A 590-nucleotide genomic window follows, 5' to 3' on the forward strand; every position below is an offset into this window, starting at 1 on the left:
CCTGGGCGTCACGCCAAAAGMCACTCCCAACACCCCCCCGCGGGGCGAGGGACGTGGCGTCTGGCCCCCCGCGCCGCACGGCGAGGTGGGCCGAAGCAGGGGCTGCCGGCGAACCGCGCCGGGCGCAGCACGTGGTGGGCGACATCAAGTTGTTGTTCTCGGTGCAGCGTCCCGGCGCGCGGCCGGCCATTCGGCCCTAAGGACCCATCGAGCGACCGAGCTTGCCCTCGGACCGCGACCCCAGGTCAGTCGGGACTACCCGCTGAGTKTAAGCATATMAATAAGCGGAGGAGAAGAAACKTACGAGGATTCCCCTAGTAACGGCGAGCGAACCGGGAGCAGCCCAGCTTGAGAATCGSGSGGCCKCGCCSCYCGAATTGTAGYCTGGAGARGCGTCCTCAGCGACGGACCGGGCCCAAGTYCYCTGGAAAGGGRCGCCKGGGAGGGTGMGAGCCCCGTCCGGCCCGGACCCTGYCGCACCACGAGGCGCYGTCRRCGAGTCGGGTTGYTTGGGARTGCAGCCCMAATCGGGCGGTAAAYTCCGTCCAAGGCTAAATACAGGCGAGAGACCGATAGCGAACAAGTACCGC

The 590-nt window shown here is 67.5% G+C and carries 1 rRNA gene; it reads left to right on the plus strand.

The window, feature by feature from the left end:
* Nucleotides 1-239: 239 nt before the first annotated feature.
* A 23S ribosomal RNA gene (locus FWJ25_RS20670) occupies nucleotides 240-590 on the plus strand; the annotation flags it as partial.

It is taken from the genome of Marinobacter salinexigens, assembly GCF_008370345.1.
GTDB lineage: Bacteria > Pseudomonadota > Gammaproteobacteria > Pseudomonadales > Oleiphilaceae > Marinobacter > Marinobacter salinexigens.